The sequence below is a fragment of the Zoogloea sp. 1C4 genome (genome assembly GCF_009469605.1).
GTDB lineage: Bacteria > Pseudomonadota > Gammaproteobacteria > Burkholderiales > Rhodocyclaceae > Zoogloea > Zoogloea oryzae.
This window is the reverse complement of the sequence record NZ_SSXU01000004.1, coordinates 306,066-330,327: the sequence shown is the minus strand read 5'-3', so window position 1 is coordinate 330,327 and position 24,262 is coordinate 306,066. Positions and strand designations below refer to the sequence as shown.

At 64.1% G+C, this 24,262-nt stretch carries 18 protein-coding genes and 1 CRISPR repeat array; of the genes, 3 read left to right on the top strand and 15 right to left on the bottom strand.

The features are described 5' to 3' along the window. Positions 1-104: 104 nt before the first annotated feature. Positions 105-6,079: a CRISPR direct-repeat array (repeat unit 37 nt; unit sequence GTTTCAACCCACGTCCGTCATTGCTGACGGACGAAGC). Between the two features lie 200 nt (positions 6,080-6,279). From cas2 to dinD, 9 genes are all read right to left on the bottom strand, one after another. Continuing rightward, on the bottom strand, positions 6,280-6,570 hold the full coding sequence (gene cas2, locus GH681_RS07420; protein ID WP_153160832.1) for a CRISPR-associated endonuclease Cas2: 291 nt from the start codon (positions 6,568-6,570) through the stop codon (positions 6,280-6,282). A gap of 12 nt (positions 6,571-6,582) precedes the next feature. Further along, complete coding sequence (cas1c, locus tag GH681_RS07415; RefSeq protein WP_153160831.1) at positions 6,583-7,611, bottom strand: type I-C CRISPR-associated endonuclease Cas1c; 1,029 nt, start codon at positions 7,609-7,611, stop codon at positions 6,583-6,585. A gap of 3 nt (positions 7,612-7,614) precedes the next feature. Continuing rightward, complete coding sequence (gene cas4, locus GH681_RS07410) at positions 7,615-8,250, bottom strand: CRISPR-associated protein Cas4 (protein WP_153160830.1); 636 nt, start codon at positions 8,248-8,250, stop codon at positions 7,615-7,617. 71 nt (positions 8,251-8,321) lie between these two features. Then, positions 8,322-9,203, bottom strand: coding sequence for a type I-C CRISPR-associated protein Cas7/Csd2 (gene cas7c, locus GH681_RS07405; protein WP_153160829.1), 882 nt, complete (start codon positions 9,201-9,203; stop codon positions 8,322-8,324). Continuing rightward, positions 9,203-10,954: a type I-C CRISPR-associated protein Cas8c/Csd1 gene (cas8c, locus tag GH681_RS07400; RefSeq protein ID WP_153160828.1), complete on the bottom strand. Its 1,752-nt coding sequence runs from the start codon at positions 10,952-10,954 to the stop codon at positions 9,203-9,205. Before cas8c ends, cas7c begins: the two co-directional genes overlap by 1 nt. Beyond that, entirely contained in the window at positions 10,951-11,610 is a 660-nt protein-coding gene (cas5c, locus tag GH681_RS07395) for a type I-C CRISPR-associated protein Cas5c (RefSeq protein WP_153160827.1), read from the bottom strand. The genes cas8c and cas5c overlap by 4 nt, the downstream gene beginning before the upstream one ends. A gap of 46 nt (positions 11,611-11,656) precedes the next feature. Further along, on the bottom strand, positions 11,657-13,969 hold the full coding sequence (locus GH681_RS07390) for a CRISPR-associated endonuclease Cas3'' (RefSeq protein ID WP_153160826.1): 2,313 nt from the start codon (positions 13,967-13,969) through the stop codon (positions 11,657-11,659). Positions 13,970-14,029: 60 nt separating this feature from the next. Beyond that, complete coding sequence (locus GH681_RS07385) at positions 14,030-14,935, bottom strand: YafY family protein (protein ID WP_228111811.1); 906 nt, start codon at positions 14,933-14,935, stop codon at positions 14,030-14,032. Positions 14,936-15,077: 142 nt separating this feature from the next. Beyond that, entirely contained in the window at positions 15,078-15,824 is a 747-nt protein-coding gene (dinD, locus tag GH681_RS07380; protein WP_228111810.1) for a DNA damage-inducible protein D, read from the bottom strand. A 318-nt stretch (positions 15,825-16,142) separates the two neighbouring features. Here dinD and GH681_RS07375 point away from each other — a divergent pair, with 318 nt between their 5' ends. Then, the gene (locus GH681_RS07375; protein ID WP_153160824.1) at positions 16,143-16,931 is read left to right on the top strand and encodes a 3-hydroxybutyrate dehydrogenase; all 789 of its coding nucleotides are present in this window, start codon (positions 16,143-16,145) and stop codon (positions 16,929-16,931) included. A 187-nt stretch (positions 16,932-17,118) separates the two neighbouring features. After that, complete coding sequence (locus GH681_RS07370; protein WP_153160823.1) at positions 17,119-18,966, top strand: nitric oxide reductase activation protein NorD; 1,848 nt, start codon at positions 17,119-17,121, stop codon at positions 18,964-18,966. Between the two features lie 143 nt (positions 18,967-19,109). Here the strand turns inward: GH681_RS07370 and GH681_RS07365 are convergent, their stop codons facing one another. The 3 genes from GH681_RS07365 to GH681_RS07355 all read right to left on the bottom strand — a co-directional run bounded on the left by GH681_RS07365 (position 19,110) and on the right by GH681_RS07355 (position 21,276). Next, on the bottom strand, positions 19,110-19,808 hold the full coding sequence (locus tag GH681_RS07365; RefSeq protein ID WP_153160822.1) for a DUF2202 domain-containing protein: 699 nt from the start codon (positions 19,806-19,808) through the stop codon (positions 19,110-19,112). Between the two features lie 37 nt (positions 19,809-19,845). Next, positions 19,846-20,154, bottom strand: a complete 309-nt coding sequence (locus GH681_RS07360) for a hypothetical protein (protein ID WP_153160821.1) — start codon at positions 20,152-20,154, stop codon at positions 19,846-19,848. Positions 20,155-20,418: 264 nt separating this feature from the next. Continuing rightward, positions 20,419-21,276: a LysR family transcriptional regulator gene (locus GH681_RS07355; protein WP_153160820.1), complete on the bottom strand. Its 858-nt coding sequence runs from the start codon at positions 21,274-21,276 to the stop codon at positions 20,419-20,421. A 120-nt stretch (positions 21,277-21,396) separates the two neighbouring features. On the opposite strand from GH681_RS07355, the gene GH681_RS07350 reads away from it, so the two are divergent. Further along, the gene (locus GH681_RS07350) at positions 21,397-22,002 is read left to right on the top strand and encodes a cysteine hydrolase family protein (RefSeq protein WP_153160819.1); all 606 of its coding nucleotides are present in this window, start codon (positions 21,397-21,399) and stop codon (positions 22,000-22,002) included. 116 nt (positions 22,003-22,118) lie between these two features. Here GH681_RS07350 and rsgA read toward each other — a convergent pair whose 3' ends face one another. The 3 genes from rsgA to GH681_RS07335 all read right to left on the bottom strand — a co-directional run bounded on the left by rsgA (position 22,119) and on the right by GH681_RS07335 (position 24,165). Beyond that, positions 22,119-23,192: a ribosome small subunit-dependent GTPase A gene (gene rsgA, locus GH681_RS07345; RefSeq protein ID WP_153160818.1), complete on the bottom strand. Its 1,074-nt coding sequence runs from the start codon at positions 23,190-23,192 to the stop codon at positions 22,119-22,121. 259 nt (positions 23,193-23,451) lie between these two features. Next, positions 23,452-23,817, bottom strand: a complete 366-nt coding sequence (locus tag GH681_RS07340; RefSeq protein WP_153160817.1) for a hypothetical protein — start codon at positions 23,815-23,817, stop codon at positions 23,452-23,454. 21 nt (positions 23,818-23,838) lie between these two features. Then, the gene (locus GH681_RS07335) at positions 23,839-24,165 is read right to left on the bottom strand and encodes a DUF1840 domain-containing protein (RefSeq protein WP_153160816.1); all 327 of its coding nucleotides are present in this window, start codon (positions 24,163-24,165) and stop codon (positions 23,839-23,841) included. Positions 24,166-24,262: the final 97 nt, after the last annotated feature.

The following is a 24,262-nucleotide window of genomic DNA, read 5'->3' as shown; positions in this document are numbered from 1 at the left end:
CAGACCGTGCTTGACGCCATCGCGTGTGCCCGCTGCCACATCCAACCTGATCGAAGTTACCCCAGGCCACGACGCGTCAAGCCGCACCAGCATTTGGCATATAAGGGGGCTTAAGTTGGGAGCATTGCTGACGGACGAAGCACGTTGGCCGGGGCGGCTTACTGCCTATACGCGTCGGTTTCAACCCACGTCCGTCATTGCTGACGGACGAAGCATAGGTGCCGTCCGGACCTATGGCGGTTCCGTCGCTGTTTCAACCCACGTCCGTCATTGCTGACGGACGAAGCTTCATGCCGCGAGTCAGGCGAATCGCGTGCCCCTGTTTCAACCCACGTCCGTCATTGCTGACGGACGAAGCATTGGTCTGATTGCCCGGATAGGTCTTGAACGAGTCGTTTCAACCCACGTCCGTCATTGCTGACGGACGAAGCCTACAGGGGTGTATCGGTCATAAGTGTTGTAATCAAGGTTTCAACCCACGTCCGTCATTGCTGACGGACGAAGCCGCATGTAGCTTTTCGAGGTTGCTAATCATGCGTGTTTCAACCCACGTCCGTCATTGCTGACGGACGAAGCCTGCTGAACGTGTTGCCGGTCAGTATTCCTTCCTGTTTCAACCCACGTCCGTCATTGCTGACGGACGAAGCCCGGAAGGCGTCGAGCTGGATGTTATGTTCCGCAAAGTTTCAACCCACGTCCGTCATTGCTGACGGACGAAGCTTTGCAGCAAAAGACGGCGACACACTGACCACTAAGTTTCAACCCACGTCCGTCATTGCTGACGGACGAAGCCAGATCGTCAATATCGACCTTATCTCTCACGGCGTGTTTCAACCCACGTCCGTCATTGCTGACGGACGAAGCATAGCCGGTCGGTGTGATCGCAACCAGACCAGTCGTTTCAACCCACGTCCGTCATTGCTGACGGACGAAGCTGACCATTCCAAACATCTTCGCAGAAGCGGCAAATGTTTCAACCCACGTCCGTCATTGCTGACGGACGAAGCACTCTGTTTCATGGGCTTGGACTGACCCGGCTTACCTGTTTCAACCCACGTCCGTCATTGCTGACGGACGAAGCCCTGCTGGCGCAGGCGCGGTCTGAGCAGCTGCGTTACGTTTCAACCCACGTCCGTCATTGCTGACGGACGAAGCAGGCGTCTATCGACTTTGATCAGGTGATACAGGAGGGTTTCAACCCACGTCCGTCATTGCTGACGGACGAAGCGAGGTCGCCGCCGCCCTTGGCACCAACGTCATTACCGTTTCAACCCACGTCCGTCATTGCTGACGGACGAAGCAGAAGGTGTCGGAGGTGAAGCACACGGGCAGATCGTTTCAACCCACGTCCGTCATTGCTGACGGACGAAGCACGGGGGCGATGAACGTGGGCTTGGGATCGAGCAGTTTCAACCCACGTCCGTCATTGCTGACGGACGAAGCTCGATGCTAATCCAGATCAGCCCGTTGGCATCCTGTTTCAACCCACGTCCGTCATTGCTGACGGACGAAGCGGGTCTTTTCGCAACGACGCTGTACAGGCTCCACGGTTTCAACCCACGTCCGTCATTGCTGACGGACGAAGCCGGTGAATCTGACGGAAACCATCACCGCGCAGCAGTTTCAACCCACGTCCGTCATTGCTGACGGACGAAGCGGTCCGCGATGGATGTCTTCAGCTACTGCCGAGAGTTTCAACCCACGTCCGTCATTGCTGACGGACGAAGCCCTCAGCTCGCATTCGGAGGGCAGATTTCATAGGAGTTTCAACCCACGTCCGTCATTGCTGACGGACGAAGCCCATGGTGTAGGTCTGGCCGCGCCACACCACGGAGTTTCAACCCACGTCCGTCATTGCTGACGGACGAAGCCTGACGAACTGCCGGGGGCTGCCGCCATCATCATGGTTTCAACCCACGTCCGTCATTGCTGACGGACGAAGCGCCGCCAAGGACGTCATCAATGGCGTGGCCAGCAAGTTTCAACCCACGTCCGTCATTGCTGACGGACGAAGCATGACGATCAGACGCAGGCGCTTGCCTACCTGTCGGGTTTCAACCCACGTCCGTCATTGCTGACGGACGAAGCCCTGCGGCGGGCGGAACCATGACGGGTGCCCTGCTGTTTCAACCCACGTCCGTCATTGCTGACGGACGAAGCTGCTGATAGGCCTTCGTCACGACGTGCGCCAGCGCGGTTTCAACCCACGTCCGTCATTGCTGACGGACGAAGCCCGTTGATGCCGGTGCGCCACTGGGTGGCGAGCCGTTTCAACCCACGTCCGTCATTGCTGACGGACGAAGCACCCGTCGCACTTCAGCGCGCCGTTTCCGAGGCAAAACGTCGTTTCAACCCACGTCCGTCATTGCTGACGGACGAAGCTCCGCGCAGGCTGGCGGCGTATTTGCGCGGGGGGATGTTTCAACCCACGTCCGTCATTGCTGACGGACGAAGCCGCATGGACGGCAAACGTTATCGCCACGTTCAGCAAGTTTCAACCCACGTCCGTCATTGCTGACGGACGAAGCCGCGGACGCAATGGGTTCCCCAGTACGGTGTCGTCGAGTTTCAACCCACGTCCGTCATTGCTGACGGACGAAGCCGGTGACGGTGGCGCCGGTGCTGTCGGTGGCGAGGTTTCAACCCACGTCCGTCATTGCTGACGGACGAAGCGGCGACCCGCGCTACCCCATCATCACCGGCTACAGTTTCAACCCACGTCCGTCATTGCTGACGGACGAAGCTCCCGAGATGGCGCACCTCATTCCCAAGCCGCAGGAGTTTCAACCCACGTCCGTCATTGCTGACGGACGAAGCGAGGTCCTCCGGCATGCGTTTGCGGGTTCCGCCGGTTTCAACCCACGTCCGTCATTGCTGACGGACGAAGCGCCATTGAGATGCGTTGGTCACGCTGGCTGTGCACGTTTCAACCCACGTCCGTCATTGCTGACGGACGAAGCATGAGATCAACGCGCTGATCGTCCAGGTGGGCAAGGGTTTCAACCCACGTCCGTCATTGCTGACGGACGAAGCCTAAGAATGCACTACCGTAATCCGATACTGCCATTGTTTCAACCCACGTCCGTCATTGCTGACGGACGAAGCTGGAGGGCTACGCCCTGCCGGGCAGCCCCGACACGTTTCAACCCACGTCCGTCATTGCTGACGGACGAAGCGCGTTCGCTGTTGAGCCACTCGTACTGCTCGATCGAGTTTCAACCCACGTCCGTCATTGCTGACGGACGAAGCTCGAGTCGTCGTCTTTGGTCAGCTCGAGATAGATTTGTTTCAACCCACGTCCGTCATTGCTGACGGACGAAGCTCACCCCGCGTCGGGGGGCCAAAGCCGTACGTTTGTTTCAACCCACGTCCGTCATTGCTGACGGACGAAGCCCAGGGCAGCGGTACCTTCGATACGTCCCGCTCAAGGGTTTCAACCCACGTCCGTCATTGCTGACGGACGAAGCCCGGCCCTTGGCAGTTTCCTCGTAGATGAAAATTGGTTTCAACCCACGTCCGTCATTGCTGACGGACGAAGCCCGCAAGCGCTCGCGTTTCAGCTCCACCTCGGGATCGTTTCAACCCACGTCCGTCATTGCTGACGGACGAAGCCGGTACGCCGCTCCCGTCGACGTTGTAGTTGCGGATGTTTCAACCCACGTCCGTCATTGCTGACGGACGAAGCCTAGACTTTTAATAAGGAGGCCGTTCGGCATGGCCAAGTTTCAACCCACGTCCGTCATTGCTGACGGACGAAGCCCCAAGCCGCCGGGGGCACTGCCGGCAGCGATCAACAGTTTCAACCCACGTCCGTCATTGCTGACGGACGAAGCAACCGCCGGGTGCTGGGCGACGGCTCGTCGTCGCTCGTTTCAACCCACGTCCGTCATTGCTGACGGACGAAGCGCAAGATCACCGGATACCGCGAACTCATCACGGAAGTTTCAACCCACGTCCGTCATTGCTGACGGACGAAGCAATGATCGGCTGTTGCTGCTGGCGCGCGAGCTGGGGCTGTTTCAACCCACGTCCGTCATTGCTGACGGACGAAGCCGACTGGCGGCGCGCGGTATGTGTCTAAGTGCCTGTTTCAACCCACGTCCGTCATTGCTGACGGACGAAGCCGCGCCGCACGGCCATGGCCGATGCGGTCCTGCAGGTTTCAACCCACGTCCGTCATTGCTGACGGACGAAGCTGGCGCTGCCGGTGAATACTTCGACCTCACCAACGTTTCAACCCACGTCCGTCATTGCTGACGGACGAAGCAGGCGAGTCTGTACGAATATACGCGGCCTCGACATTGTTTCAACCCACGTCCGTCATTGCTGACGGACGAAGCCGGCTAGTCTTTCGGAGATTGCCGAGAGCGCGATGGTTTCAACCCACGTCCGTCATTGCTGACGGACGAAGCACGGCCTATCGGTGCTCCACCTGCCGCCCGTTATGTTTCAACCCACGTCCGTCATTGCTGACGGACGAAGCCTTTATTTGTTTTTGCCCTCTTCGTGCTCTGTTGGATGTTTCAACCCACGTCCGTCATTGCTGACGGACGAAGCTTTCATTACAAGAACATCCCAGACTTTAAACCGAGTTTCAACCCACGTCCGTCATTGCTGACGGACGAAGCGGCACCCCACCGCGACGACGAAGGCCCGGCAACCGGTTTCAACCCACGTCCGTCATTGCTGACGGACGAAGCAACGTCACCACGTCGGCGGCAGATACCGTCGTCTGCGTTTCAACCCACGTCCGTCATTGCTGACGGACGAAGCCCGGTGGAAGCGCCGGCCGGCTCGGCGTGGGAGTGGATGTTTCAACCCACGTCCGTCATTGCTGACGGACGAAGCCCCATAGCGTATTTCCGACGTTGATCGTGTCCGAAAGTTTCAACCCACGTCCGTCATTGCTGACGGACGAAGCTCCCGATTTTTTGCAACAAAATCGGGTACTACAAAGTTTCAACCCACGTCCGTCATTGCTGACGGACGAAGCTTTTAAAGGCTTTTTGAGGTCAATAACACCAATAACACGTTTCAACCCACGTCCGTCATTGCTGACGGACGAAGCAATGTATCAAGATTATCTTGATATGTTTAGAAATGTTTCAACCCACGTCCGTCATTGCTGACGGACGAAGCCACTTAAAGCAGAGCAAGATAAAGTATCTAAACTTGTTTCAACCCACGTCCGTCATTGCTGACGGACGAAGCATTAATATAAATGTCCTACTGGAGGGAGCATGCTGTTTCAACCCACGTCCGTCATTGCTGACGGACGAAGCGCAGATCGCGCTCAAGGTCGCAGTACATCTGAGTGTTTCAACCCACGTCCGTCATTGCTGACGGACGAAGCACCCGTCGCTCGTCTATGTGGAGATGACCTTTGAGTTTCAACCCACGTCCGTCATTGCTGACGGACGAAGCTTGGGTGGCGTCGCCGTGTTCCAGGACCTGGGCGGTGTTTCAACCCACGTCCGTCATTGCTGACGGACGAAGCGCAGCCGCGGAGTGCGGCGGCGAAGTATTGGTTTGTGTTTCAACCCACGTCCGTCATTGCTGACGGACGAAGCGGGCTGGTTCTGCTCGGCCCATTGGATGATGGGGACGTTTCAACCCACGTCCGTCATTGCTGACGGACGAAGCCCATTGACCTCGGCAACGGCCGCGAGGAAGGCATTGTTTCAACCCACGTCCGTCATTGCTGACGGACGAAGCACGCTCGACGGCGCGGTCCGAACTGCCAGTGGCCTGTTTCAACCCACGTCCGTCATTGCTGACGGACGAAGCCGGCGAGGCCGACGAGGTAGGCCTCGCCGCTCTTGGCGTTTCAACCCACGTCCGTCATTGCTGACGGACGAAGCGGTGAGGAGCTTCTCGTGGGCGGCCTTGAGTTCGGCGTTTCAACCCACGTCCGTCATTGCTGACGGACGAAGCGGCACTGTACGGGAATCTCACACGGCATCGACCGGTTTCAACCCACGTCCGTCATTGCTGACGGACGAAGCAGGCGGAACCCTTCCAGCCGAAGGACGGGTTAAGGCGGTTTCAACCCACGTCCGTCATTGCTGACGGACGAAGCGCTTCATCTGCAAATGTCTGATCCGCTGTCCAAAATGATCCGCGTTGCGCGAACCTGCAGACGAAGCTTGATAGCGGATGGGGTGGGTCATTGCCTGAAAGGAAGTTCTCAAATGAATCAACGATTTGCGTGGTGCGCGAAATGGCCGGGGTTAAGCCGGTCACTTGGGGTTCGCGCTTTTGTTTTGTGAGCAACGCGGCTCACAATACCAGCGGGCCGTTGAAATCGGTAGAGCGGAATTTGCCGTATTCCCTTACTTCGGAGCCTCGGCTCTCCGGAAGCCGATAGAGGCGGAGGTTATCTTCGGCTTCATTGATTTCTGCCAGCAGCTCGCGCTCCAGGGTTTCAAGCTGCATCAGGTTGACCTGGCATTCGAACACGGACTTCTGGACGCGTTGGCCGGTGCTTTCGCACACCTTGGCGACTCGGCGCAAGCGGCGGCGGCCAGCGCTGGTTTCGGTATTTACGTCGTAGCAGACGATCACGAGCATGATTGGCGGCGGTCAGCGGATGAGGAAGGGCAGGTATTCGGGCGTTTCTCCGCGCAGGCTGCGCGCCATCAGGCGCGCTTGTACGAGGGGGATCACGCCCAGGGGTACAGGCTGTTCGAGCAGAGGATGCGTAAGCTCCTCCTGCTTGCGTTCTTGCCACGCGACGACGACCGCTTTGCGGGCATCACCTTCAAGCAGTACGGCGCCTCCTTCCCGTTCGATGAAATCATTGGCGCCGAGCTGACCGCGGTTGATCAGCGTCAGGGCAAGTCGATCGGCGACAGCACGAAACTCTTCCATCAGATCCAGGGCGAGGGCGGCGCGGCCCGGGCGTAGCGCGTGCAGAAACCCGACCTGGGGATCGAGACCCGCAGCTTCGATTGCCGATCGGCAGTCATTCATCAGCATCGAGTACAGGAAGGACAGCAGGGCGTTGAGCCGGTCGCGGGGTGGTCGGCGGCTGCGCCCGTCCATCTGGAAGGCAGCGCGTGCCTCGGGCCGGACGATGAGATTGAGCCCACCGAAGTACTGTCGGGCGGCTTCGCCTTCAAGGCCGCGCAAGGTGTCCATGTCCATTGCGGATGGAAGCGCCCTGAGCGTTGCGGCGAGATCGTCCGCGGCCCGTCCGAGCCGAGTTGCCTCGTCCGTGTCTTTCGCTTCGCGGGCGCCGCGGAGCAATACCTGGCGGGTGTTCCGTACCTTTCCTGCGATGCAGTTGCGGGCGATGCCCACGGCGAAGCCGGCATCGCGGCTGCGTTCATGCTGGGCCTGGCGGAGCAACACGTTGCCCGAGACGGGGCCTTCGAGCCGCGCCTTGAAGCGCCCGTTGCCGTCGAGCAGCACAAGCCCGACTCCGCTGTCGGCAAGGCGGTGCATGAGCGGCGTGGACAGCATCACATTGCCGAAGCACACCACGCTGCCCACGTGGTGCAGGGGCACGCGCAAGCGGGTTTCGTGACTGACCTCGACCCGCAGGGTGTCGTTGTCGAGGTGCAGGTAGCTGTCGGCCGTTGTGACGTAAAGCGTATTGAGCAGTTGCATGGGTCAGGCGTCCGGGTCGAACAACTGGGCGTGGAGGTTGGCCGTGCTGCGTTCGTCTGTAAGTGCCTCCGGCTGGCAGAGATCGCGGAGCGAGCAGGCGTGGCAGCGTTCGTCGTTGACAGGCGCCGGGCTTCGGCCGGCAGCCAGCATGGTGCGGATCTCGCCAATCGTGGATTCGACGGCAGCGCGCAGGGCTGGGGTGATGGGCACGATGCGGCGGCGCTTGGAGCTTGCATAGAAGAGCGCGCCTTCGGGCACGGGATGGCCGCTCATCTCTTCAAGGCACAGGGCCTGGCCGGCGAGTTGAAGGTCGTCGCAAGCTGCGATGGCGGCTTTCTTGTTGCGGGAGCCGTGTTTGTATTCGACGGGATAGGGCGTGCCATCGGGCAAGAATTCCACCACATCGGCCTTGCCGATCAGGCCCAGGCGATCGCTGAACACCGGGAGCGCCCGCTCAACCCTCAGCCCGGCCCGTAGTTCCATGCCCGGCTGGTCGGCGCGGGCATGAACGGCCTGCCCGCGCAGGGTGAAGATGTTGTCTTCGAAGGCTTGTTCCAGATGAATCAGGGCGCACTGGCGCTGGCAGTAGGCCCAGTGCTGGAGGGCTGAAAGGGGAATGGGGTCGAGCGCTTCCGGCATGGTGGTTCCATGAGTCAACACGGGCTTGCGCACCCCTGCGCTGGGAATCTGGCGGGGGTGCGCTCCGTCGTTCAGCCGACGCGGCGAATCAGCGTGACGCCGGCGGGCATCTCGGCTTCGTCGATGGTCACGGCGTAGTCGTTGAAGCTGCGCGGAATCTCCACCTTCGGGGCCGCCTGGATGCGCTCGAACAGCTGGTGGGCCCGGGCGTTGCCGAGCTCCGAGTCGTGCTTGAAGACATACAGCCCACGGGTCGCCATCTCGCCGCGGGCGGCGGAGCGGTCGTGCTCGAACATCTGCTCAAGCGCCTGCCAGAGCAGTTCGAGGTCTTCTTCGCCAAAGCCGGTCTGCTTGGCGAGAAAGGACGAGACGAAGCCGTGGGCCATGTAGAGGCCGTAAGGCACCGTGTGCTTGCGGCCCATGGTGCGGTTGTCGCCTTGCTGTTTTTCGGCTTCGGCCTCGGTGGCGACGGCCATGCGCGTAATGGAATGCTCCAGCGCGACGACCGGGGCGATGGAGCGGGCGAAAGTCAGCTGGACCGGGCCGCGCACCTGGCCGCAGTTGACCCCGAGCGACATCACGGCGCCAAAGGTGCGCACGTCGAAGAAGTTCTGGCACATCCATTTGCGGGCAAGGTCGACCGTCTCGCCACTGCCTTTGCGTTTCTTGTCCTCGCCCTTGAGCGCGTCTTCGGCGCCGATGGCGATATAGGCTTTCTCGTGGGCCTGGACGAGCACGGCCTTCTCTTTGACGTAGATGTCGTAGGGCGGGGTCTCGCCCTTCACCAGCCCCACAAAGTTGCGCACCTTGCGTTTGAGCGATACGTCGGTGACCAGCCCGTGGCCGGATTCGGCGTCGAGGCGGGGCAGGTTGCCGGCGTCCGGGTCGCCGTTGGGGTTGCCGTCCTTCACGTCGAACAGCAGCACGAAGTCGTAACGGTTGTTGAGCGTCATCAGTTTTTCTCCTCGGTGGATTCGGTCTTGTCGGATTTGGTGAAAAAGGCCTGACGCTGGTGGTAATAGCCAAGGGCAAAGCGGCCCTGGTCAGCCAGCGCAAGATGGGCAGGGAAATCGGTGACTGCGGAGAGCACTTCGCCGAGAAGCTTTTCGAAACCCACCACGCGGCCTTGCGAGAGTTTCTTGAGGTGGGCGTTCTTCAGGCGAAGCAGCGTGGTGAATACGGCCACGGGCGTGGACGACGCGGCGCCGTAGTAGCGATCGCGAATGGTGGCGTTGAGGCCGGGCGAGGCTTCTTCCTGAATCTTTTCGAGCACGGCGAACAGCCGGCCGAGCCGGTAGGCCGCGTTGGTGTTGTCGAGGTCGAGCATGGGTTGGAACTCCTTTTCCTGCTTGAAACGGCGGATGGAACGGTTGAGGCAGGCCTTGATGGCGGCGGCGCGGTAGTAGCTGACTTCCCGTTCGGCGCGGCAGCGATTGACCGCAGCGTTGAGCCACAGGCTAGGGTAGGGGGCATCGGGGCCGGCGAGGATGGCGTCGACGATTCCGCCGCCGAGGTTGGGCGGAATGTTGTCGGCCTTGCTTTGCACCGCGCAGGCGGTGAGCAGGCGGAACAGCGGCGGATAGTCCGGCTCGTGGGGGGCGTGCCGGAGCGTGAGATCGGTGAAGTGCTGGATGATGCGGGGCGCCAATTCGGCCAGGGTCATGGTGTGAAAGAAACGCACGCTGATCCGCGCCGCGTTGGGGGCGAGACCCAGCACGTAATAGCGGGTCTGGCCTTCGGTGCCGTCGAAGCGGCCGCTGTGGATGGCGTCGAACAACGTGGTGACGGCCCGAACGCCGGTGTCCGGGCTGTCATGGGTGCCAAAGAGATCGGCCAGCAGGGTGTCGAACTCGGAATCCGAGCCTTCCACCGGCGCAGCCCAGCACACCGCCGAGGCGTCGCCCACCTGAAAGCGGTTGGGTGAGCCCTTGGCCAGCAGGTGGTTGAGGGCGGTGGTGTAGGCGAAGGCCGCGGGCTTGCCGACAGGGGCGTTGGCACCTTGAGCCTTGCCGTAGGAGTTGAAGGCATCGAGGTTGAACGACACGATGTTGGCGCCGGAAGTCTGGGCACCCCAGACGCCCTTGATCGCCGTGTGCAGGCGTTCTGGCTCGGTGACCTCGCCGGTGATCAGGCAGCGAGTGGAGGATGGTTCATCGGTGCCCGGTTCCTGCTGCCCAGCGGCTGCGATGACGGATGGGCGCTGGCAGACAAGCTCGATATCGCCCTGGAGCTGAAACGTGATCAGCGCGTTGCTTTCCTGGATTTCCGCAAAGGCCGGCTCCTGCGCCAGGCGGGACGGATCAATACGGTCGAGGAATGTCTGAACCGCGCGGATGCCGACGTCGGCCTGGGCCGACTCGGGAAGCGCCGCGATTCGGGCGCGAAAAGCCGCGTGCTGGTCGACTACCCGGTCGGGTTTGCCGCGGGTGTCGATGCCTGTCGCGTACTCCAGGTTGTCCCAGAGCAGGTTGGCCGCAATGCCGCTCGCTCGTTTTACGCCCTGGGGAACGAGGTAGCGCCTGCCAACCTTCTTCTTGCCCTCAAGGCTCCGTGTGTCGCGCAGGTTCACCAACTCGCCCTCGGTCGTGATCTCGAGGACAAACGGAATCTCCTTTTCCTCCAGCCCGTAGGCGGGAAGACGATCGGCCGGATTGGGGGCGGCGCATTTGCGCTGGTAATAGTCGTACAGGGCCTGCAGGATCATGACCGTGCCCCCTCGCCGGAGAAGGGCGGAACGTCGATCACGCCATTGGTCATGTGGGCCCGGAAGAAGCGGGGTTGCGGGTCGGCCGGGTTGGCGAAATCCAGGTCATGGAGCATCCAGCCCAGATCACGGCTCTCGGCCAGTGCGGCGGGCTCGCTCGCGGGGTCGGTGACGAGGCGGAAGTCGGCGGCAAATTCCCGGCAGCCCAGGTAGGGTTGATTGACGCACTGCCCCCTGGCGGCTCGTCGGGCGAACATCTCGGTGTATTTGACGAGCGGGTCGCGGGCCTTGGGGCTGAGGGCAAGCTCGGCGTGCAGGCGGTAGGCCACGTCGCGCAGGAAAAGGCCGGCGCGCTGCTGGCGTTCGTCCTCGATGAACAACGCGAGCTTGCCGCTGCCGGCGTTCATGGCCTGCTGCACGTTGCGGGTGGAGACGACGGCGCCCACCTCGTTACGCCGCAGGTTGATCCAGCGGACAGGCTTGAGCACCTCGATCCGCGTGACCGTCCAGCGGATCTCGGGCTTCCACAAGATGGCCTCGAACACCGAGCGCGCGGCCGAGGGCGTGATGACGTCGTACGAGACCCGCTCGACCTTCATCTCCGGTCGGGTGAAGCAGGCGAAGGGGCCGCTGACTTCCAGACAGAATGTGTTCATCGTTGGCTCGCTTGGACTCCAGTTGATTGGGTTGTCGGGGCCGGACTCAGCACACGAGTCCGCTGGCGGGTAGAGGTTGATCGTCGATGCGCAGGCCCAGCTGTGCGTCGTAGAGCACGTCGCTGGCTTGCACATAAAGACCGGGCACTGCCGGAACGAGCGCGAGGTCGCCCTGGGCGAGCAGTCGCTCGGCGTCTTTCTGGCGCAGGCTGACGGTGTAACGTTGAAGTGCGCGTAGCAGCCAGCGTTCGGGGCCGTCCTTGGCGAGCTTGCCGAGGAGCATGTCCACCGTGGTGTCCTGCCCATCTGCGCCGCGGTAATGGACGACAACCGGGCTCTGGTCGTCGTCGATGAGGCGGAACGCGTCGGCTGCGCTGCGGAAGGCGACGGCAAGCGGATCGTCGCGGCTGGGCTCGGGTTTCAACAGGTCGCCGATGCGGCTGCGGTCGAGATCGGTGCTGGCGTAGTACTGGCGGAAATAGGGCTCGAACAGCACGCGGTCGAGCGGATCGCCGGTGTGGTTGTGGAGCACGCTGCGGCAGGCGTCGGCGGCCTTGCGCAGGCTGCCGGCCGGAATGGCGTCGGGTGGCACGAAGACGACGACCTTTCCAGGGTGCGGCAACTGCCCCTCCCGGTTGCAGCGTCCGGCAGCCTGGGCGATGGCGTCGAGCCCGGCGAGGGCGCGATAGACCACCGGAAAGTCCAGATCGACCCCGGCTTCGACAAGCTGCGTGCTGACTACCCGCAGGGGGGCGTTGCTTCGGCCTGTCTTGCGGGCAGCCAACTGGTGCTTGATGCCGTCGATGACGTCCTTGCGATGGGCGCCACACATCAGCGCCGAGAGATGCAGGGTGCCGGTGGGCATGCGGCGGAACAGCTCGCGGGCGCTCTTGCGCGTGTTGACGATGGCAAGCGCGCAATCATGGGACGCCAGTTCGTCGGCGAGCTGAGGCCATTCGGTGGGCGTGGTGAAGTCGGCGGGTAGTTGAACGTCTACCCGCTTGAGCGCGGCGTAGAGGGCGTCCGGGGCGTCCATCAGCTCGGTGGCGTCATCGAGTCCGCGCAGGTTCATCGCGGGGTCGAAGTAGCGCGTGGTGGAGAGCGCCGGCTGGGTGGCCGTGCAAAGTACGACGGTGACGCCGTAGTGCTGGACGAGCAGGCGCAGCACATCGAGGATCGGCTGGAGGAATTCGGCCGGCAGCTGCTGGGCCTCGTCCAGGATCAGCACGCTGTGGGTGAGGTTGTGCAGCTTGCGGCAGCGGGAGGTGCGGGCTGCAAACAGGGATTCAAAGAGCTGGACGTTGGTGGTGACGACGAGCGGGGCGTCCCAGTTCTCGCAGGCGAGGCGAGAGGCGCTGGTTTCGGCGGCGGGATCGCTTTCGGCCTGGCTGTGGTGCTCGACGACGCATTCGCGGCCAATCGAGGCGAACACATTGCGGAAGACGTCGGCGGTCTGCTCGATGATGCTGGTGTAGGGGATGGCGTAGACGACGCGACGCTTGCCGTGGGCCTGAGCGTGATCGAGGGCAAAGCCGAGGCTGGCAAGGGTTTTGCCGCCGCCGGTGGGGACGGTGAGGGTGAACAGGCCCGGCGGCAATCCGGCCTTGCTGCGGCACTGGCGCAGGATATCCGCCCGAATGCGACGCACCGGTGTGTCTGCCGCAAAGCAGGCCATGTGGGCGTTGTAGGCGTCGCGCATCTCGGATAGCTGCGGAAATTCACCGCGCGCCCCGGCCTTGTCGCTGCGCATGAAGGCTTCGGTATCGAGGAAATCCGCATCGACCAGGGCGGAGAACAGCATCCGCACCCATAGTGCGAAAGCCCCGGGGGTGGTGATTCCGCCAGGGACGGCGGTTTGCAGTGCGAGATCGGGTGTTGCGTGGGAGAGGATGGCTTGGGGCGCGGCCGTGCGCGCCTCGTCGTACTCGCGGCGCGCCTTTGGGTCGATCAGCCGGCTCTTGAGCCCGCCATGCCAGTCGGCCAGCCCCGCGTGGTGGCCGGCGATGAGGTAGGCCAGCACGGTGGCGGCCAGTTGTCCCCGTGGGCCGTGCCGTGCTTTGAGCGTTTCGAGGGCGTGCAGTGCGCCGGCTGCGGAATGGGTCTTTTCGGGGCCTGCGACCCGCCCCTCGATGTGAGCATCGGCGCAGCTGCGGATATAGCGCTGGAAGCCTTCCCGGTACTTGCCCAGGTCATGCCACAGGCCGGCAACGGATGCCCAGTCGGCGCTGCCGAAGGGGGCCGCATTGCGTGCAGCGAGCGCGGCCACGCAGCGCAGGTGCTCGCCCAGTTCGTGCTGGCGGGGGTTGCCGTCGGTGCGCTCTGCGGTGTGAGCCAGGAAGATGTCGGAGGGGAAACTCATCGCGATAGCCTCTTGAAGTCCGTGCTGCAGATTTTCCGTACCCCCATGCTCATAACGTGATCATCCGGCATTCAATGCGGCAGCTTCTTTGTGGGCCTGGCTGACCGCGTTGCGTAGATCGGGGGGTTCGAGGACTTCCACATGGGCACCATGGCGAAGGATGTCCATCAGCAGTTCGGGCTCCTGGCTGTAGGGCACGCGCAGTTCGAAGCTGCCGTCGTCAAGGTGCCGGCCTTGCTGGTCGGGGTGCCATTTTTCATGGGCTACCCACCGGCTCCGTTCGGCGGAGAAGCGCAGCCGCGCCCAGCGCACCTCGGCGCCGGCAAAGATGCCGTAGCCGCTGCCCAGGACGTGATCCAGGGTGGCGTCGTCGATGTCGCGGGTGGGGGTGTCGAGAATCTCGGTGCGGTGGATCGCGTCCACGGCAAAACTGCGCAGTTCGTTGCGCAGATGGCACCAGGCGTCGAGGTACCAGTTGTCCCGATAGTGGATCAGGCGCTGGGGCGATACCTCCCGGCGTACGGTCTCGTTCTTGCCGCGGGCGTGGTACTCGATGAGAAGCCGGCGACGGCGCAGCGTGGCGGAGCCGACGGCCTGAAAGTGGTCGAGCTGGAAGCTGCGGGCGCCAACGGTCTGGATGCGGATGCGGCGGGCTACTTCGATGGCCGAATCGTCGGCGGTTCCGAGTGCCCGTCCTAGCCGGTTGAGCAGTGGCTCGATGTGCGGGCCAAGCAGGCCACTGCTGTCCAGATTGACGAGCAGGTGCTGCATAGTGAGCAGGGCATGGATTTCTTCGGCGCTGAACCACAGGCCGGGTAGTTCGAACTGGCGCCCAAGTTCGTGATTGTCGGATTCCAGCCGATAGCCGTCCTGGTCCCGATCGAACACCCAAGGTACGCCATAGGTGTCGCGTAGATCGCGCAGGTAGCGGGTGAGAGTGGGGCGCGAGACCTCCAGCTCGTTCAACAGGTCGAGCGTGGAAATTGCACGACGGTGGCTAAGAAGGCGGAGGAGTTTCTGGTGTTGGTGGTTTGGAATCACGCGAGGAGCCTTGGTGGCATCGAGGGCGCTGACGATGGTGGCGCCGGGGTTATTGATTGCCCGTTTGTCATGCTTCTTGGGTGGTGGCCTCCCTCTCTCGCCGCTGTCGTGTTGCTACCGCACTCCCAGCTTGCTGCCCATACCGAGGGATATCCTTTGTACGCCGGCCAATCTGGCCGATCCGGTGTCGGGCGTGGGGTGTTGATTTCTGCTTCGTGCCATCAAGGCTCTTTCTTCTGCATCCCCTTGCTGGCGTGGATTTCCTTGTGGCCCAGGCCACCGTAGAGCCCCTTGTAGCCGTGATCCTGGAAGATTGCGTAGTCGTTTCGACGCCCGCGCTCTTGGCCGCAGCCGCGAGATGCTTGTTGTGGGTGGCAAGCTCGTTGCGGATGGCCAGGCGCTTCTCGCCCTCGCTCAGCTGAGCAAACTTGGCGTCGTCGGCCAGTTCTTGCCGGCGGGTCTGCATCGCAAAGTAGGTCTGACCATTGGCGATGACCGGCTTGCTCGGGTCGCCGTTCTGGACGATCAGGTAGCAGGCGTAGCGCGAGAGCCGTACATCGGGCAGCTCGCGCCGGGCCCCCGAGCCGATCTCGACCATTTCGAGGATGTCCTCGAAATGGTCTTCCACCGGGTGACCGCTGTTGCGACAGGCTTCGCGGGCGCGCTCCACTACGGGTAGAAAGTGGCGGTACTCCGAGTAGTCCAGCACCTTGCCCAGCGGGCGGGCCAGCCAGAACTCGTTGCCTTCGTCGTCAACGTGGCGGATGCCTTCAAAGGTGGCGTGGTGCTGATGGGCAACCGACTTGTCAGGCATCTAGCGTCTCCTCAAATTCAAAAAAACTGCCCCAGCAGGCGTGGTGGCAGGAGCTGCGGTTTCGCGCAGGCGGGTTGCTCGATGACCGCCTTCGCAGACGACTGTTTGATTGGCGCTAGGCTGAACAGCCGCTCGAATCTTAGCCCTCCCTCCTTTTCTTGCCCATATGCCATAAGTCATAGCCCCGCCTCCCCCCATTCTTGACCCACAACAGGGCACCCGTCTTTCCCCGCCGCTATAGTCATCGCCGCATCCCCGCCCTGCGGTAGCATCACCCGCACAGCCGGGCGTGGGCTCGGGGATTCGAGGAGAGATCAGATGGCAGTTCTGGCAGGCAGGCGGGCGTTGGTCACGGGTTCCACTTCGGGGATTGGCCTTGCGGTGGCGCGGGCGCTGGCCCAGGCGGGGGCGAAGGTGATGCTCAACGGCTCGCGGGTGGCGGCGGATGCGGAGTTGGTCCGCGCGGCGCTCGCCGCCGAGACGGGCGTGGAGATCGGCTATACGCCGGCCAATTTGGCCAACCCGGCTTCGGCGCGGGGGCTGGTGGAGGCGACCATCGCGGCCTTTGGCGGGGTGGACATCCTCATCAACAACGCGGGCATCCAGCATGTGGCGGCGGTGGATGCGTTTCCCGACGACACCTGGGATCAACTGCTGGCAATCAACCTGTCGTCGGTGTTTCACACCACCAAGGCGGCGCTGCCGGGGATGAAGGCGCAGGGCTGGGGGCGGATCGTCAATATCGCGTCGGCCCACGGGCTGGTGGCCTCCCCGTTCAAGGCGCCTTACACGGCCAGCAAGCATGCGGTGGTGGGGTTCAGCAAGGCGGTGGCGCTGGAGGTGGCGGAGCAGGGCATCACCTGCAACGCGCTGTGCCCGGGTTATGTGCGCACGCCGCTGATCGAGAAGCAGGTGGTGGATCAGGCCAAGGTGCACAACCTGCCGGAGGAGCGGGTGATCCGCGAGGTGATCCTCGCCGCCCAGCCCACCAAACAGTTTGTCGAGGCCGACGAAGTGGCGGCGTATGCGGTGTTTTTGTGCTCGGATGCGGCCAAGTCGGTCACCGGGTCGGCGCCGCTGATCGATGGCGGGTGGACGGCGCGCTAGGTGGTTGTGTAGGTCGGTTGTAGGTCGGACTTCAGTCCGACACCCCTCCACCCACCGCAGGCCGGATTGCCGCTCATTGTTGCCCCGTGCTCCCGTGTGGGGAATGTCGGACTGAAGTCCGACCTACAGGGATGTCGCGGTGTGTTTTTGCCGGGTACAAACCCGGCCTGTGGAAGGTGGAGTGGGCATGGAAGAGTTCATCGGCGGTCTGTGGCACAAGTTCATCACCCGGGCGGCTACGCGCAGCTACCCGGATGCCGCCGTGCGGCTGGATGACATCGAGCGCACGGCCGGCATCCTCTTCCGGGCGCTGGGGGGCGACCCCGGCCTGCGGGTGGCGCCGGCGGCCGAGATCGAGCACGGCGCCCGGCGCAACTGGCTGCAGCGCATCGCCCACGTGGGCGAGAAGGCCGCCCACGCCGCGCGGGACGCCGAAACCCTGCGCCTGCCGGCGAGCATCGAGTTCTTTCCCGCGCGCAGCCTCAACCGCGATCTTTACCTGTGGCTGATCGCCCAGGGCGCGGCGCTGCCCGATGGCGGGCTGGACGCCGACGGCTGGATCGCCGCCAACCAGGCCGCCAGCCGCGCCACGCTGGATGCCTTCCCCGGCTTTGCGGCGCGCTACCGCCGGCTGGTGGAGGCGGTGATTGCCGAGCGCCCCGACCCGACCAAACTGTCGGCCGACGAAGCCGCCGCCGAGCGGGCGATCCGCCAGGCATTGCTGGAGCCGGGCAGCGTGGCCAGCCTGCCCGCCGCCAAGCGCCCGCCCACGCCGGTGGCCCTGTGGCTCTACCCGGCGCCGGTGGCCATCGACCGCCGAGAGAAATCCGCTACGCCCACCCCGGCCGACCAGCGCGAAGGCGGCGCCAAGTCTGCCGACGCCACCGACCGCCGCCGTCAGGCCCAGCGCGAGGACATGCCAGACGGCAAGAACGGCCTGATCCTGCCCTTCCGGGCCGAGAGCCTGCTGTCGTTTGCCGAGTTCGTGAAGGTCAACCGCGGCCACGACGACGACGCCGACGACAACCCCGCCCGCGCTGCTGCCGAGATGGACAAGATATCGGTGGCCCAGGACGGCACCGACACCGCCTCCAAGGTGCGCTTCGACCTGGACCTGCCCTCTGCGGCCCAGGACGACGTGCCGCTCCAATCCGGCATCCTGCTGCCCGAGTGGGACTGGAAGAAGCAGCAGCTCAAGCGCGACGTGTGCAGCCTGACCGTGCTCGACCCTCGCGACGCCCAGCCCTGCGCGCTGCCCTCGCACCTGCTGCGCCCGGCGCGGCGCCTGCGCCACCAGTTCGAGGCGCTCACCCCGGCCCGCCGCTGGCTGAAGAACCAGCCGGATGGCCCCGAGCTCGACATCGACGCCGTGGTGCGCGCTTTTGCCGATCGTAAAACCGGCCACGTCACTGGCGACACCGGCGGCTATCTGTCGTGCGAGCGCCGCGAGCGTGATCTGTGCTGTCTGGTGCTGGCCGATCTGTCGCTCTCCACCGACACCTGGGTGAGCGACGAGCAGCGGGTGATCGACGTGATCCGCGACAGCCTGTGGCTGTTCTCCGAAGCGCTGGGCGCCACCGGCGATCCGTTCGGGCTGTACGGCTTCTCGTCCCGCAAGCGCGACAACATCCGCTTTCACCGCATCAAGGATTTCGACGAGCCCGCCGACGACCGCATCCGCGGCCGCATCGGGGCGCTGAAGCCGGGCTTCTACACCCGCATCGGCGCGGCGATCCGCTACGCCACCCAGATCCTCGCCAAACGCCCCGAAGCCCTGCGCCTGCTGCTGATCCTCTCCGACGGCAAGCCCAACGACGTGGATCACTACGAAGGCCGCTACGGCATCGAAGACACCCGGATGAGCCTCAACGCGGCGCGGCAGGAAGGCGTGCGGCCCTTCTGCGTGACCATCGACAAGGAAGGCCAGGGTTATCTGCCGCACCTCTTCGGCCCGGCGGGCTACACCATCCTCCGCAACCCGGCCGAGCTCCCCGCCCGCCTGCCGCTGCTCTACGCCCAACTCACCGGCGGCTGATTCTTGCGCACCTGTAGGACCTGTAGGTCGGGTTAGCCCGCAGGGCGTAACCCGACAACCGGTGATCGAATCACGTCACGTCAGTCGTGGAAATGCATGTCGGGTTACGCTGCGCTAACCCGACCTACAGGTGGGCGAGGGCCTCAGCGCTCGAAGGCGGTGGTGACGATGGCGGTGTAGGCGTCGGTGGTGAGGTAGGCCGGGGTGTAGGTCACGCCCTGCTGGGCCAGCGCCTGCACGAAGGCGCGCAGGTGGTTGCGCGAGCCCTTGAGGAGGTTGGCGTACACCTGCCGGATGTCCTGGTTGTCGATGGTGGGCAGGGCGTTTTCCAGGTCGAGGATGTCGATCTCCTCGATCGCGGCGCCTACCCGCAGGGCGTTGATCAGCGACGTGCTGCCCTGGGCGGTGAGGTCGTAGTAGAGCTGTTGCAGCACCGGTGCGACGAACAGCCCTTCGCCCAGGTTGGCGGCGGGGTCCGGCAGGCTGTAGCGCACCAGCAGCAGCCGGACGGCTTCGGTGTGGGTGGCCTCGCTCTGGGCGATGTTGCCGAAAACGGGCGTCTGGCTGCCCCACAGGGTGTTCAGGCGGGCATACACGTCGTGGGCCAGCTTCTCTTCCTCGCGCATGTAAGTGAGCGAGGCACTCTCCGCGGTGCTGAGACTTTCGAGGGGCAGCGCCGCCAGCGTGGTGCCGAGGGCGCTGCTGACGAAGCTGGAAGTGCCGTCGGCATTGACAACGAAGGGGGCGCCCCCTTGTTGGGTGCCGCCACCGCTCCCGCCACAGGCAGCGAGGAGGCAGGCGGCGAAGAGGGTCGAGGCGATCCTGAGGCGATGGGTTTTCATGGCGGTCGGTGGTGTGAGAGGCAGGAGGTGGAGCGGATCAGCGTCCGCCGCGCGGGCCCATGCCCTGCCCGCCGGCTCGGCGATTGGCGCCGCCACCCTGGGCAGGTGGGGTGTCGGGCAGCTGGACGCCGCGTTCGCGGGCGCGGGCCTGCATGGCGTCGTGGTGCTGCTGTCGGTAGGCGTTGCGCTCGGCCTCGGTGGCCTGGTTGCGCAGGGTGGCGCGGTGTTCGGCGCGCTCCTGCGGGGTCATGAGCTGGCTGCCGTAGGTGGTGTCGGCGGCGCCGACGGGGCCGGTCAGCACGAGGCAGCACAGGGCGGCAAGCGACAGGATGTGGCGCGATGTCATGGCGGTCTCCGGATTTGCGGGGAGGGACCGCCCGGAGACAGGCCGAGGGAGAGACGGTCATGCGACCGGGCGGCGGTGGACCGGCAGGCTGGCCGGTCACTTTCAATATAGCCTTGGTTTATTAGTGTTTTCTAATGTGCGTCGTTATGCCGCATGGCGGACGGCCCGACCCGCACGCCGGTGCGCCCGTAAGTCGGCCTTCAGTCCGACATGCGTCGGCTTGTGCGGCAGCGATGTCGGACTGAAGTCCGACCTACAGAAGACCTACGGGGGGCCGAGGAAGGCGGGGCGATGCTCGGCGAACTGGGCTGCCAGCCATTCGGCCACGGCGGCCACCCGCGGTTGCTGCTTTGCGTCCGGGTGGATCAGCAGCCACAACTCCCGTGTCACCACGGGCGCCGGGCCGCTCTGGCGGGTGAGGCCGGTGTGGGTGTCGGCGATGAAGCAGGGCAGCACGGCTTGCCCGATGCCGGCGGCCACCGCGCGGGTGAGGGCTTCCACGCCGTTGCTGCGCAGGCGTACCCGGCTGTCGGCCAGCCGGGGGGCGAGCCAGCGCATCTCGGGGGTGTGGGCGAGGTCTTCGTCGTAGCACACCCAGGAGTCGGGGGGCTCGCCCGCGGCGGAGGCATAGACCGCAAAGCCCACGTCGGCGAGCTTGCGGATCACGAAGTCGCCGGTCTCTGGCCTGGCCAGGCGGATGGCGATGTCGGCCTCGCGGCGGGCCACGTTGAGGTTGTCGTTGCTGCCCACCAGCGCCACGTCGAGCCCCGGGTGGCGGGCGTACAGATCCGGCAGGCGCGGCACCAGCCAGTCGGCGATGATCGCCCCTACCGAGGTGATGCGCACCGTGCCGTGGATGCCGGGCCGGCCGGCGTCGGCGATGCGGGTGAGGCCGGCCACGTCTTCCTCGATGCGGGTGGCGCGCTCCAGCACCCGGGCGCCGGTGGCGGTGGGCTGCCAGCGGCCGTCGCTGCGCTCGAAGAGGGGCGTGCCGAGGGCGTCTTCCAGCGCGCGCAGGCGGCGGGCGACGGTGGTCTGGTCCACCTTCAGGCGGCGGGCGGCGCCGGCCAGGGTGCCTTCGCGGCCGATCACCACGAGAAAGCGCAGGTCGTCCCAGTTCATGGGCGGGGCTCCGGGTTGGGTGTTGCAATTTTGCAGGAGCGGCCGGCAATCGTGTGCATTTACGCAGGATGTCGCCGGGCCTAATCTGCAGCCATCCCAACCAACACAAGGAGACACGTCATGACCGAAGCCTTCACCCTGCGCCAGTTGATGGGCAAACCCGCCGCGCCGGCGCCCTTGTCCCAGTCGGTGCTCATCATCGTCGATGCCCAGAACACCTACCTGAGCGGCCTGATGAAGCTCGACGGCATCGAGGCGGCGATGGACGAATGCGCGACGCTGCTGGCCCGGGCCCGGGCCGTGGGTGCGCCGGTGATCCACATCCAGCACGATGCTGGCCCGGGATCGCCCTTCGACGTGAATGGCGAGAACGGCGCGATTGCCAGCCAGGTGGCGCCGGTGGCGGGCGAGGGGCGCGTGGTGAAGCGCCACGCCAACGGCTTCATCGGCACCGATCTGGAGGCGCAGCTCAACGCGCTGGGTGACAAACGTCAGCTGGTGATCTGCGGCTTCATGACCCACAACTGCGTCAATTCCACCGCTCGCGGCGCGGTGAACCTGGGCTGGCCGGTGTGCGTGCCGGCGTCGGCCACCGCCACCCGCGACCTGCCCGGCCCGGACGGCAGCGTGGTGCCGGCGGCAGAAGTGCAGCGGGCCAACCTGGCCGGGATGTCGGACGCGTTCGCGCTGGTGGTGGCGAACGGCGCGGCGATTGCCGATGCCTGAGCCGGCTGACCGACTGCATCGGCAAGCCGAAGCGGGTGTTGATCGGTAGAAAATGCGCGCGGCAAAGGGCGTTTCCCCGCGTACCGGGAAACGCCCTTTTGCCTATGTGCTAGCTGCTAATCGTCGTATCGCCTCCCCTTGGCTTTGATGGTGGCCCGCACGACCTTTCCGAAGGCCCTGTCCTTCTTGCGCTTCTCAGGGTGGGACATGCCGTGAAATTCGGATTCCCGCCTGAGCTTCTGGTAGCTCTGAAGGTGTGAAGAGTCCAGCGCGCCCTGGGCGATGGCAGCCTGAATGGCGCAGCCCGGCTCGCTGGTGTGCGTGCAGTTGGCGAAGCGACACCTCGATGAATAGGCCTCGACATCGGAAAAACTGGCGTCGAGGCCTTCGCTGACATCGAGCATGCCCAGTTCGCGCATGCCCGGCATGTCGATCAACAGCCCGCCGTTTTCAAGCGCGATGAGCTGGCGCCGGGTGGTCGTATGCCGGCCTTCGCCGGAGTGACTCACCACGCCGGTGGCCAGATCGGATTTGCCGATCAGGCCATTGACGAGCGTCGTCTTGCCAACGCCGGACGAGCCGAGCAGGCAGTACGTCTTTCCCGGCAGGATCAACTCGCGCACCGTTTCAACGCCCTGACCGCTGACGTTGCTGATGGGGATGACGCGGGCGTCGATGCCTGCACGGCGAATGCTTGCGAGCAAATCATCCAGCGCCTCGGGGCTGATCAGGTCGGTCTTGGTGAGCAGGATGACCGGCTCGATCTGCCCGTCGCGCGTCATGACGAGATAGCGTTCGAGCCGTCGCACATTGAAATCAAAGTGGCACGACTGAACGATGAAGGCCACATCGATGTTCGCGGCGATCATCTGGAACTCAGCGTTGCCACCGGGGCGGCGACGTCTCAGAAACGACGTGCGCGGCTGGATGTCGAGGATGCTCGCATGGGCGCCGGCGTCGTGAAACGTCACGCTGACCCAGTCACCGACGCAGGGAAGCTCCACCGGGGAATCGGCGGAATGGACGGCCCGGCCGGTGAGCCTTGCGGGCACCTCGCGCTCGTCACGCCTGACGATGTAATGGTCGCGATCGACCGCCGTGATCCTGGCGATGGCTTCGCCTGAATGAGACGTGGGGAATGAATTGGCGGGCGCGTGAGAATGCGCCTGCTTCGGTCTGGAAGTGGTCATGTTGGAAAACCATTGGCAGTAATCTGAACGAACAGAAACGGCAGGCCACCAGCGGGCGGCACGCCAAACGTTTTTGATCGCGATAACCTGAATACGCCTGCCGGAGCAGGGATCGGGTTATCGGATTACTGCAAGCTCCAACATCCAAACCTCTAAAAGTGACGCGAGCCGGATCTGGCTGCGCAAATCGATGTTAGCCACGGGGGCTGGGTAAATCAAGAAACCTGAAATCCGGCTGGCGGGTGCCAGCCGGGGCCGGTCAGGCCGTCACCTCCGCCGTCCGGCGGCGGGCGAGGTAGGTGGGGCCGAGCTGGGTGGCGAGGGATTCGGCGCGCATCCAGATTTCGGGGTGCGGGCGGAAGCTGTCGCGCAGCTGCTTCCACAGGGGCGAGGCCTTGTGGAGGAGTTCGTGGAGCAGGGTGTCGAGCAGGTCCAGCGCGTCGTCGTCCGACAGGCGGGCGAGGTAGCGCGGGTTGAGGCGCAGGGTGTCGGAGTGCCAGCGGTACTGGCCGAGCACCCGGCCCGCCGGTGACAGGCGGCGGGTGCACAGGCGCCGGGGGATGCCCAGGTCAGGCAGGTGCTCGCGCACGAGTTCGAGGGCCAGGTCAATGTCGCGTTGAGTCATGACGGCGTGGCTCCGGCCCGATCAGACGCCCCAGGTGACCGGCACCTTGTCTTTCAGGGAGCGTTCGAGCAGCTCGAGGAGCGGCACCGCGCGCTGGAAGAAGCTCACCACGCCGCCGGGCGTCTTGGGCTCGTCGTCCTTGTCGGCGTCGTCGGACTGTTCGGCCTTTTTGGCCTTGTCGGCTTCGATGGCAGCCTTGAGGGTGGTGATGGCGGCGGGGAGCTGTTCGACGGTGAAGATGCCCTTCGGGTCGGCCGGGTCTTTTTCGAGCACGGTGAGCATTTCCTTGCCGTTCTTCTCGAACATGATCACGTCGCCGCTGGCGGGGGATTTGAAGATGATCAACATGACGGGCCTTCCTTGCAGTGGAATGGCGCCATTGTAGCGCCTGGGAAAACCCGGACGGTCATTGGCCGATGGCCGGTGCTATCGTGCGGCTCCGAAT